We start from the raw sequence: 10894 nt of genomic DNA, 5'->3' as shown, positions 1-10894 counted from the left end.
GGTGGAGAAGCACTCATGAGCACGGAACGCGACGAGATCGCGGTGGTCGGGGCCGGGCTGGCCGGCTGTCTGCTGGCCTGCTTCCTGGCCCGGCGCGGCTACCCGGTGGCGCTCTACGAGCGGCGGCCGGATCCGCGTACCGGGACGGTCGAGCGGGGCCGCTCGATCAACCTGGCGCTGTCCGAGCGCGGCCTCGACGCGCTGCGCCGGATCGGGCTGGACGGGCAGGTGATGGCGGACGCGCTGCCGATGCACGGCCGGATGATCCACCCGGTGGAGGGAGAGGCGCAGTTCCAGTCGTACAGCGTCTCCGGCGGCCGGGCGATCAACTCGATCAGCCGGGGCGCGCTGAACAACGCGCTGCTGAACGCCGCCGCCGCGCTGCCCGGGGTGCGGATCGCCTTCGACCACCGGCTGGTCGGCCTCGACCCGGCCGGCGGCGAGATGACCTTCGAGACCCCGCAGGGCAAGGTCACCACCGCCGCGTCGGTCGTGCTGGGCGCCGACGGCGCCGGCTCCGCGGTGCGCGGGCAGCTCCTCGGGTACGGGGCGCTGACCGAGAGCCTGGACTTCCTCGACTACGGCTACAAGGAACTCACCATCCCGCCGCTCGGCGGCGAGTTCGCCCTGGACCCGGGGGCGCTGCACATCTGGCCGCGCGGTACCTCGATGATGATCGCGCTGCCCAACCCGGACCGGTCGTTCACCTGCACGCTCTTCTGGCCCACCCACGGCACCGCGAGCTTCGCCTCGCTGGGCAGCCCGGCGGCCATCGAGCAGCACTTCGTGAAGCACTATCCGGATCTGGTGCCGCTGGCCCCGAACCTGGTCGACGACTACCAGCACAACCCGGTCGGCGTGCTCGGCACGGTCCGCTGCACGCCCTGGCAGGTGGACGGCAGGGTCGGCCTGCTCGGCGACGCGGCGCACGCCATCGTGCCGTTCTACGGCCAGGGCGCGAACTGCGCGTTCGAGGACGTGGTGGAGCTGGACCGCTGCCTGGACGAGTGCGGCGACGAGTGGTCCGCGGCGCTGCCGCTGTTCCAGCAGCGCCGGCAGGCCAACGCCGAGGCGATCGCCCGGATGGCGCTGACCAACTTCGTGGAGATGCGGGACAAGGTCGCCTCGCCGGTCTTCCAGACCCGCAAGCGCATCGAACACGCACTGGAACGGGCCCTGCCCGGCCGGTACGTTTCCCAGTACGAGCTGGTCTCCTTCTCCACCACCCCGTACGCCGAGGTGCGCCGCCGGGTGCGCCGGCAGTACCAGGTGCTGGGGGCGGTGACGGCCGGCGCGGTGGCGCTGCTGGCCGGCGGGCTGGCCGCGATCGGCCGAGGGAGGCGCGGATGACGCTCTGGGATCCCCGGCTGATGGCCGGGCACGCACCGGACGGGCCGGGACTGCTGCGCAACTTCGTCGGCGGCGAGTTCGTCGCCGCCGGAACCCGGTTCACCAAGCGCAGCCCGGTCACCGGCGAGCCGGTCTTCGAGGTGGCCGAGGCGGACGCGTCCACCGTGGACGACGCGGTGGCCGCCGCCCAGGCGGCGCTGCGCGGGCCGTGGGGCCGGATGGGGGAGCGGGAGCGCGCCGAGGTGCTGCGCCGGGTCGCCGACGAGTTGGAACGGCGCTTCGACGACCTGGTCGCCGCCGAGGTCGCCGACACCGGCAAGTCGATCTCGCAGGCCCGCACGCTGGACATTCCGCGCGGCGCGGCCAACTTCCGGGCGTTCGCCGAGATCGTGGCGACCGCCCCGACCGAGTCGTTCACCACGGTCACCCCGACCGGTGGCCGGGCGCTCAACTACGCGGTCCGCAAACCGGTGGGCGTGGTCGCGATCATCGTGCCCTGGAACCTGCCGCTGCTGCTGCTCACCTGGAAGGTCGCCCCGGCCCTGGCCTGCGGCAACGCCGTGGTGGTCAAGCCCAGCGAGGAGACCCCGGCCTCGGCGACCCTGCTGGCCGAGGTGATGGCCGCCGCGGGCGTACCGGCGGGGGTGTTCAACCTGGTGCACGGCTTCGGCCCGGACTCGGCCGGGGAGTTCCTCACCCGGCACCCGGGCGTCGACGCGATCACCTTCACCGGCGAGTCCGCCACCGGCAGCGCCATCATGCGCGCCGCCGCGGACGGGGTGAAGGCGGTGAGCTTCGAGCTGGGCGGCAAGAACGCGGGACTGGTCTTCGCCGACGCCGACCTGGACGCGGCGGTGGCGGGCTCGGTCCGGTCCAGCTTCACCAACGGCGGTCAGGTCTGCCTCTGCACCGAACGGATCTACGTGCAGCGCCCGGTCTTCGAGGAGTTCACCGCCCGGCTGGCCAAGCGGGCCGACGAGTTGGCGTACGGCTGGCCGGCCGACGAGGCCACCGTCAACATGCCGCTGATCTCGCACGCCCACCGGGACAAGGTGCTGGGCCACTACGACCTGGCCCGCGCCGAGGGCGCCGAGGTGCTGGCCGGCGGCGGGGTGCCCGGCTTCGGGGACGCCCGCGACGGCGGCGCGTACGTGCAGCCGACGGTGCTGACCGGGCTCGGCCCGGACGCCCGGACGAACCGGGAGGAGATCTTCGGCCCGGTCGTGCACGTGGCGCCCTTCGACTCCGAGGACGAGGCGTACGCCCTGGCCAACGGCACCGAGTACGGCCTGGCCGCGACGGTCTGGACCCGGGACGTGGGCCGGGCGCACCGGGCCGGGTCCCGGCTCGACGCCGGCATCGTCTGGGTGAACACCTGGTTCCTGCGTGACCTGCGCACCCCGTTCGGCGGGGTGAAGGCCTCCGGCATCGGCCGGGAGGGCGGGGTGCACTCGCTCGACTTCTACTCCGAACTCACCAACGTCTGCGTGGACCTCACATGAGCGATCTGGAAACCGCGGCCCGGGAGCTGACCGAGGCCCGGGAGAGCGGGAAGCCCTGCCCGCCGTTGCGTGGGCGGCTGCTGCCCGAGGGCGACGTCGAGGCGGCGTACCAGGTGCAGCAGCTCCAGGCCCAGGCCCGGTGGGACCGGGGTGAGCGCCGGGTGGGCGCGAAGATCGGCCTGACCTCCCGGGCGGTGCAGGAGAACTTCGGCGTCTACCAGCCGGACTTCGGCGTGCTCACCGATGTGATGGCGGTCGGCGACGGCGTCGAGGTGGCGATCGACCGGCTGCTCCAGCCCCGGGTGGAGGCGGAGATCGCCTTCGTGCTCGGCGCGGACCTGCCCGACGAGCGGGTCACCACCGTCGACCTGATCCGGGCCGTGGACCACGTGCTGCCGGCCATCGAGATCGTCGACTCGCGGATCGCCGGCTGGGACATCTCCATCGTGGACACCGTCGCCGACAACGCCTCCAGCGGCCTCTTCGTGCTCGGCACCACGCCCCGCCGGCTCGCCGACGTGGACCTGCGGCTGTGCGGGATGGTCCTGGAACACGGCGGGGAGCCCGTCTCGGTCGGCGCCGGCGCGGCCTGCCTCGGCAATCCGCTGCACGCGCTGGAGTGGCTGGCCGGCACGATGGCCCGCGCCGGCGACCCGCTGCGCGCCGGCGACGTGGTGCTCTCCGGGGCGCTCGGCCCGATGGTGCCGGTGACCCCTGGCGCGGCCTACGAGGCGCGTATCTCCGGGCTCGGCTCGGTGCGGACCTGTTTCTCTTCATCCGAGGAGGCGGCGTGACGGTCGGGGCGGCGGTGATCGGGTCCGGCAACATCGGGACCGATCTGATGATCAAGGTGCTCCGGCTGAGCGACAGCCTGCGCATGGTCGCGATGGCGGGCATCGACCCGGACTCGGACGGGCTCGTCCGGGCCCGGCGGCTCGGCGTGGCCACCACGGCCGAGGGCGTCGACGGCCTGGTGGCGCTGCCCGAGTTCGCCGACGTCGAGCTGGTCTTCGACGCCACCTCGGCCGGCGCGCACCGGCACAACGACGCGGTGCTCCGGGCGCACGGCCGGACGGTGGTCGACCTGACCCCCGCCGCCATCGGCCCGTACGTGGTGCCCCCGGTCAACCTCGACGAGCACCTGCACGAGACGAACGTCAACATGGTGACCTGCGGCGGGCAGGCGACCGTGCCGATCGTCGCCGCCGTCGGCCGGGTCACCCCCGTCGCGTACGGGGAGATCGTCGCCTCGATCGCCTCGCGCTCGGCCGGCCCCGGCACCCGGGCCAACATCGACGAGTTCACCGAGACCACCGCCCGGGCCATCGAGGTGGTCGGCGGCGCGGAACGCGGCAAGGCGATCATCGTGCTGAACCCCGCCGACCCGCCGCTGCTGATGCGGGACACCGTCTACTGCCTCTGCCCGGACGCCGACGCCGACCGGGCCGCCATCGCCGCCTCGGTCGCCGACATGGTGGCCACCGTGCAGGAGTACGTCCCCGGCTACCGGCTCAAGCAGGACGTGCAGTTCGACCGGGTCGACACGTACGTGCCGTCGCTGGGGCGGCACCTGGTCGGACTCCAGGTGTCGGTGTTCCTGGAGGTCTCCGGCGCCGGGCACTACCTGCCCGCGTACGCCGGGAACCTGGACATCATGACCTCGGCCGCGCTGCGCACCGCGGAGCGGCTGGTGGCCCGGCGGGCGAGCAGCGCGGAGGTGGCGGCATGACCGACCTGTACATCCAGGACGTGACGCTGCGGGACGGCATGCACGCCATCGCCCACCGCTACACGGTGGACCAGGTGCGCACCATCGCCGCCGCGCTGGACGCGGCCGGGGTGGCCGCCATCGAGGTGGCGCACGGCGACGGCCTCGCCGGTTCCAGCGTCAACTACGGCCACGGCGCGGCCAGCGACGCCGACTGGATCTCCGCCGCCGCGGAGGTGATGACCAGCGCGAAGCTCACCACCCTGCTGCTGCCCGGCATCGGCACCATCGCCGATTTGAAGGCGGCGAGGGCGCTCGGGGTGACCAGCGTCCGGATCGCCACTCACTGCACCGAGGCGGACATCTCCGCCCAGCACATCTCCTGGGCCCGGGAGAACGGCATGGACGTCTCCGGGTTCCTGATGATGTCGCACATGAACGAGCCAGCCGGGCTGGCCGCCCAGGCCAAGCTGATGGAGTCGTACGGGGCGCACTGCGTCTACGTCACCGACTCGGGCGGGCGGCTGCTGATGTCCGACGTGGCGCAGCGGGTCGACGCGTACCGGCAGGTCCTCGAACCGGAGACGCAGATCGGCATCCACGCGCACCACAACCTGTCGCTCGGGGTGGCCAACAGCGTGCTCGCCGTCGAGCACGGCCGGATCCTCGGCGACGGACCGGCCGGTCCGGACGCGCCGCACGGCCGGACGGTCCGGGTGGACGCGTCCCTGGCCGGGATGGGCGCCGGTGCCGGCAACGCGCCGCTGGAGGTCTTCGTCGCGGTCGCCGAGCTGCACGGCTGGAAGCACGGCTGCGACGTCTTCGCGCTGATGGACGCGGCCGACGACGTCGTCCGGCCGCTCCAGGACCGGCGGTCCAGGTCGACCGGGAGACGCTCTCCCTCGGGTACGCGGGCGTCTACTCGAGCTTCCTCCGGCACGCCGAACGCGCCTCCGCGAAGTACGGCGTGGACGTCCGCTCCATCCTGGTGGAGCTGGGCCGGCGCCGGATGGTCGGCGGCCAGGAGGACATGATCGTGGACGTGGCGCTGGACCTCGCCGGCCGCCACGAGGAGCAGGAGGTGGCACCGTGATCGGGCCGGACATCGCGGGCATCGCGGAGAAGCTGGGCGCGGCGGCCGACAGCGCCACCGCGATCCCGCAGCTCGCCGCCGAGACCGGCCTCGACGTCGACGCCGCGTACGCGGTGCAGACCGCGCTGCTCCAGCGCCGGCTGGACCGGGGTGAGCGGCTGGTCGGGCTGAAGATGGGGCTGACCAGCAAGGCGAAGATGGCCCAGGTCGGCGTGGACGAGGTGATCTGGGGCCGGCTCACCGACCTGATGCGGGTCCCCGACGGCGGCACGGTCGACGTCGGCGCCTTCATCCATCCCCGGGTCGAGCCGGAGGTGGCGTTCCTGCTGGACCGCCTCCCCGAGCCCGGCGAGCCGCTGGGGTCGTTCGCCGACGCCGTCCGCGCGGTCGCCCCGGCGATCGAGCTGATCGACTCCCGGTACGCCAACTTCACCTTCTCCCTGCCGGACGTGATCGCCGACAACACCTCGGCCGCCGCGTTCGTCGTCGGCCCGTGGTCGCCGGTGCCGGACGGGCTGGACAACCTCGGGGTGCTGCTGGAGATCGACGGCCGGGTGGCCCAGGTCGGTTCGACGGCGGCGATCCTCGGCGACCCGCGCCGGGCCCTGGACGAGGGCATCCGGCTGGCCGGGCGGCACGGGGTCCGGCTGCGCGAAGGCTGGCTGTTCCTCGCCGGCGCCGCGACGGCCGCGGTGCCGCTGCGCCCCGGCGCGCACGTCCGGGCGGTCGTTGAGAAGCTCGGCACGGCGTCGCTGCGGGCGGAGTCATGACCGCCCGGGTGGTGGCCGGGAAGGCCGTCCCGCGCGGCGCGTTCCCGCACGTCAAGGTGGCCGGCGGGTTCCTCTTCATCTCGGGTACGTCGTCGCGCCGCCCGGACAACAGCTTCGCGGGGGTCTCGGTGGACGAGTTTGGCACCACGGACCTCGACATCCGGGTGCAGACTCGGGCGGTGATCGAGAACATCCGGGATCTGCTGCGCTCGGTCGGCGCGGACCTGGCCGACCTGGTCCAGGTGACGTCGTACCTGGTCAACATGAATGACTTCGGCGGATACAACGAGGTATGGGCGGAGTTCTTCGACGCCACCGGGCCGACCCGGACCACGGTGGCCGTGCACCAGCTGCCGCATCCGCACCTGCTGATCGAGATGCAGGCCGTGGCCCTGCTCCCCTAGGGGGACGCAACTATTGATCCCTGTCCTTCGTAGATCTATCTACACTAATAGGGGCGGACCGGACCGCGGAGGTTGACTGGTGAAGGCTACGCGCATCGCTTATTCGATGGCCCTGAATGCGGGTAAGTATGCGGCGGTGGAGCAGGCTCGTCGGTTGGGTCAGGTTCGTAATGAGGTCTGGCAGCGTTACGGGTCGGTCGGCGGTGTGGGGTCCGGGTTGACGGACCGGCAGGTGCGGGACCGGTGGCTGGCAGACGGCACGCACGTGCGGTTCGGTGTGCTGGCCAATGCGTGGAAGGAAACCGTCCGCGACGCCATGGCCGATATCGCGGCGAACCTGGCGGCGGCCAAGGTAGAGGTCCGGCGGGCCATCACCCGGCGCACCAATGACCCGGCTGAGCGCAAGCGGATGTTCAACGCCTTGGCGGTCGACCGGTGGGCTGAGGACCCGTTCCTGGCCCGGCAGATGCGTAAGCATTGGAAGCGGGGCCGTAACCGCACGCACGATCAGATTGTGGTGCGCGCCGACCAGCACAACACCGCCACCGGCGGGCGCGGCCGGTTGTGGCTGGCTGTTCCCGGTCTGCAACGCCGCCAGATGGTCCGGATCCCGTTGTCCACGACGGTGGCCCCGGCTGGGACCCTGCGGCTGATCCTGCATGGTGGTCGGGTCGAGGTGCACTACCAGATCGACGCGTCGCAGATGCGGTCGTCGCAGCGGCCGTGCGGCGGGCGAACGGTTGGTGTGGACAAGGGCTACACCGAGGCCCTGACCGACTCCGACGGCGCCCGCCATGGCTGTGGCCTTGGTGAGCTGTTGTCCAGTGAGTCGGACCGGTTGAAGGAACGCAACCGGCGTCGGGCGAAGCTGCGCTCGATTGCGAACAGCGCCGCCGGTCGTGGTGACCACGCGAAAGCGCACCGGATCACCGCCAACAACCTCGGCACGGTCAAGCGGGAGCGACAGGCCGCGCGCCACCGCGCACGGGTGCGCACGGAGATCTTCACCGCCGTGCACCGGGTCGTCGACAAGGCCGCCACCGTGGTCGCCGAAGACCTCACCAAGACCTTCGCCGGGCGCACCACGCTCGGCAAGAACGTCAACCGGCGCCTCGCCGCGTGGACCAAAGGAGTCACCGCCGAGGCGCTGACCAACGTGTCGGAGCGCAGAGGTTCTGCGCTCGTGCACGTCAACGCCGCCTACACCTCACAAGCCTGTCACCGCTGCGGCCGGCTCGGCCCACGTAACGGGGACCGGCTTCACTGCACCCCGTGCGGGGTGGTTTGGCAGGCCGACGTGAACGCCGCGATCAACATCCTGCAGCGAGCAGGCGACCCCGACATCGCCCTGCACACCCCGCACCATGTGGTGAGGCAGATCCTGCAGGACAGGACCGATCGCCACCGGACCAGACTGCCGGTCCAGGACTCCAGCCCGGCCACCGCCGAGCGGAGAGCGAATTATCCGAACCGCTCGGCAATGAGCAAGTAGTAGGAAGCAGGTCAGTCGTGAGTGAGATCGCGGAGCCGTTCAGCTTTCCGGGCTGGATCGCGGAGAACCAGCACCTGCTGAAGCCGCCGGTGGGGAACAAGGAGATGTTCCCCGGCGGGGACGACTTCATCGTCATGGTGGTCGGCGGGCCGAACCAGCGCACCGACTTCCACGTCGACCCGTACGAGGAGTTCTTCTACCAGGTCAAGGGCAACATGCACATCAACCTGATGACCCCGGAGGGGCCGCGTACGGTGCACGTGCGCGAGGGTCAGATGTGGATGCTGCCGCGCAACACGCCGCACTCGCCGCAGCGGCCGGAGGCCGGCTCGATCGGCGTGGTGGTCGAGCGGGTCCGCGAGGAGGGCACCCTGGAGAAGTTCCAGTGGTACTGCCCGGAGTGCGGGCACAAGGTGCACGAGGTGGAGCTCCAGGTCCGCGACATCGCCGCCGACCTGCCCCCGGTCTTCCAGGCGTTCTACGCCGACGAGGCGGCGCGCACCTGCGACAAGTGCGGCACCCTGCACCCGGGCAAGGGCTGATGCGCGGTCCGGTCGTCGACGTGCACACGCATGTCGTACCGAAGGGGTGGCCGGACCTCGACGCCCAGTGCGGCGGGTCCGGCTGGCCCTGGCTGCGGGTGGACTCCGAGCGGGCCGCCATGATCATGGTGGGCGAGACGGAGTTCCGCGCGATCGGCTCGGCCTGCTGGGACGCGCCGACGCGGCTGGCGGACATGGACGACGACGGGGTGGACGTCCAGGTGGTCTCGCCGACCCCGGTGTTCTTCTCCTACGACCGCCCCGCCGACCAGGCGGTGAAGGTGGCCCGGATCTTCAACGACCTGACCCTGGAGGTCACCGCGGCCGGCGGCGACCGGCTGGTGCCGTTCTGCCAGGTGCCGTTGCAGGACCCGGACGCCGCCTGCGCCGAACTGGACCGCTGCCTGGCGGCGGGCCACGTCGGCGTCGAGATCGGCAACCACGTCGGCGACCGCGACCTGGACGACGCGGGGATCGTGCAGTTCCTGACCCACTGCGCCGAGGTGGGCGCACCGGTCTTCGTACACCCCTGGGACATGCCGGGCGGGCCCCGGCTGGACCGGTGGATGGCCCGCTGGCTGACCGGCATGCCGGCGGAGACCCACCTGTCGGTGCTGGCGCTGATCCTCGGCGGCGTCTTCGACCGGGTGCCGGAGACGCTGCGGATCTGCTTCGCGCACGGCGGCGGCAGCTTCCCGTTCTGGCTGGGCCGCGCCGACAACGCCTGGCACCGCCGCGGCGACCTGGTGCGCGGCGCCTCCACCGCCCCGCCCAGCTCCTACGTCGGCCGGTTCAGCGTCGACTCGGTGGTCTTCGAGCCGGCCGCCCTGCGGCTGCTGGTGGACACCATGGGGGAGGACCGGGTGCTGGTCGGCAGCGACTACCCGTACCCGCTGGGGGAGCGACCGGTCGGCGCGGTGGTCGCGAAGGCCGACTTCCTCACCGCCGACCAGCGCGACAAGCTCCTGTCCCGCAACGCCCTGCGCTTCCTGCACGGCTGACCGCCGACCTGCGCCCCCGACCGCAGCGAGCTGTGTTCCGACGCCCCGCCCGGCGCTGCCGGCCGGCAGCCGGACTGCCTCGCGCATCCTTTGCTCTGCTTCAGCGACGGCAACACCCGGCGCCCACCGGTGTTGCGTGGCCTGCAGCAGAGCAAAGGACATCCACCAACCCCGGCCCGGCGTTCCGGCTCCGGCCGCCGCCCCCGGCCCGGGCCACCCGTGCCGGGACCGGGCCGGTCGGCGCGTGAAGAGTGCGTCGGGCGGATCATCCGGGCAGGATGACGGCATGGCCGAGCCGCACGACCTGACCGCGTTGGAGCAGGCCGCCGCGATCGCCCGTGGCGAGCTGTCCAGCGTGGAGCTGGTCGGGCACCAGCTGACCCGGGTGGACGCGCTGAGCGACACGGTCGGCGCGTTCGTCACCGTCACGCAGGAGTTGGCCGTCGAGGCGGCCCGGGCGCCGACGCGGTGCCGGCCGAGCGGCGCGGTCCGCTGCACGGCGTACCGACCGCGATCAAGGACCTCACGCTGACCGCCGGGGTGCGGACCACCTTCGGCTCCGCCGCCTTCGCCGACTTCGTGCCCCCGATCGACGCCGACGTGGTCCGGTTCATCAGGGCTGCCGGGCTGGTCAGCCTCGGCAAGACCACCACCTCCGAGCTGGGCTGCTCGCTCTACTCGGAGGGGCTGGTGGCGCCGCCGGCCCGCAACCCGTGGGGCCTCGGCTACACGGCGGGCGGGTCCAGCGGCGGCGCGGCGGCCGCCGTGGCGGCCGGGCTGGTGCCGGTGGCCCAGGGCTCCGACGGCGGCGGCTCGCTGCGCATCCCGGCGTCGCTCTGCGGCCTGGTCGGCTACAAGCCCAGCCGGGGACTCGTCTCCGGCGGGCCGCTCGGCTTCGGCGCGTTCGGGCTGCCGACGAACGGCCCGCTCGGGCGGACCGTCGCCGACGTCGCCGCGCTGCTCGACGTCATGGCGCAGCCGGTGCCCGGCGAGCCCTACCTGCCCCCGGCCGCGCCCGCCGGCGGCTACCTG

The 10894-nt window shown here is 72.5% G+C and carries 9 protein-coding genes and 2 pseudogenes; all 11 read left to right on the top strand.

The features are described 5' to 3' along the window. Positions 1-15: 15 nt before the first annotated feature. A complete protein-coding gene (locus JNW87_RS27330; protein ID WP_109800905.1) occupies positions 16-1350 on the top strand; it encodes an NAD(P)/FAD-dependent oxidoreductase in 1335 nt (444 codons plus the stop codon). A gap of 20 nt (positions 1351-1370) precedes the next feature. After that, the gene (locus tag JNW87_RS27325; protein ID WP_109800917.1) at positions 1371-2852 is read left to right on the top strand and encodes a 2-hydroxymuconic semialdehyde dehydrogenase; all 1482 of its coding nucleotides are present in this window, start codon (positions 1371-1373) and stop codon (positions 2850-2852) included. After that, complete coding sequence (locus JNW87_RS27320) at positions 2849-3646, top strand: 2-keto-4-pentenoate hydratase (RefSeq protein ID WP_109800904.1); 798 nt, start codon at positions 2849-2851, stop codon at positions 3644-3646. The genes JNW87_RS27325 and JNW87_RS27320 overlap by 4 nt, the downstream gene beginning before the upstream one ends. Then, on the top strand, positions 3643-4581 hold the full coding sequence (locus tag JNW87_RS27315; RefSeq protein ID WP_109800903.1) for an acetaldehyde dehydrogenase (acetylating): 939 nt from the start codon (positions 3643-3645) through the stop codon (positions 4579-4581). The genes JNW87_RS27320 and JNW87_RS27315 overlap by 4 nt, the downstream gene beginning before the upstream one ends. Continuing rightward, a pseudogene (gene dmpG, locus JNW87_RS27310) lies at positions 4578-5653 on the top strand (4-hydroxy-2-oxovalerate aldolase). Before JNW87_RS27315 ends, dmpG begins: the two are co-directional and overlap by 4 nt. Next, positions 5650-6423, top strand: a complete 774-nt coding sequence (locus JNW87_RS27305; protein ID WP_109800901.1) for a 2-keto-4-pentenoate hydratase — start codon at positions 5650-5652, stop codon at positions 6421-6423. Before dmpG ends, JNW87_RS27305 begins: the two are co-directional and overlap by 4 nt. Continuing rightward, positions 6420-6827 carry a RidA family protein gene (locus JNW87_RS27300; RefSeq protein WP_109800900.1) on the top strand — a complete coding sequence of 136 codons (408 nt, stop codon included), beginning with the start codon at positions 6420-6422 and terminating at the stop codon, positions 6825-6827. The genes JNW87_RS27305 and JNW87_RS27300 overlap by 4 nt, the downstream gene beginning before the upstream one ends. A 232-nt stretch (positions 6828-7059) precedes the next feature. Then, the gene (locus JNW87_RS27295; protein WP_238454666.1) at positions 7060-8319 is read left to right on the top strand and encodes a transposase; all 1260 of its coding nucleotides are present in this window, start codon (positions 7060-7062) and stop codon (positions 8317-8319) included. A gap of 17 nt (positions 8320-8336) precedes the next feature. Continuing rightward, a complete protein-coding gene (locus tag JNW87_RS27290) occupies positions 8337-8861 on the top strand; it encodes a 3-hydroxyanthranilate 3,4-dioxygenase (RefSeq protein WP_109800898.1) in 525 nt (174 codons plus the stop codon). Next, positions 8861-9862 carry an amidohydrolase family protein gene (locus JNW87_RS27285; protein ID WP_109800897.1) on the top strand — a complete coding sequence of 334 codons (1002 nt, stop codon included), beginning with the start codon at positions 8861-8863 and terminating at the stop codon, positions 9860-9862. Before JNW87_RS27290 ends, JNW87_RS27285 begins: the two co-directional genes overlap by 1 nt. Positions 9863-10148: 286 nt before the next feature. After that, positions 10149-10894: pseudogene (locus JNW87_RS27280) on the top strand (amidase); the annotation flags it as partial.

The organism is Micromonospora sp. ATA51 (genome assembly GCF_016802855.1).
Taxonomy (GTDB): Bacteria; Actinomycetota; Actinomycetes; order Mycobacteriales; family Micromonosporaceae; genus Micromonospora; species Micromonospora sicca.
This window is presented reverse-complemented; position numbering and strand designations above follow the sequence as displayed.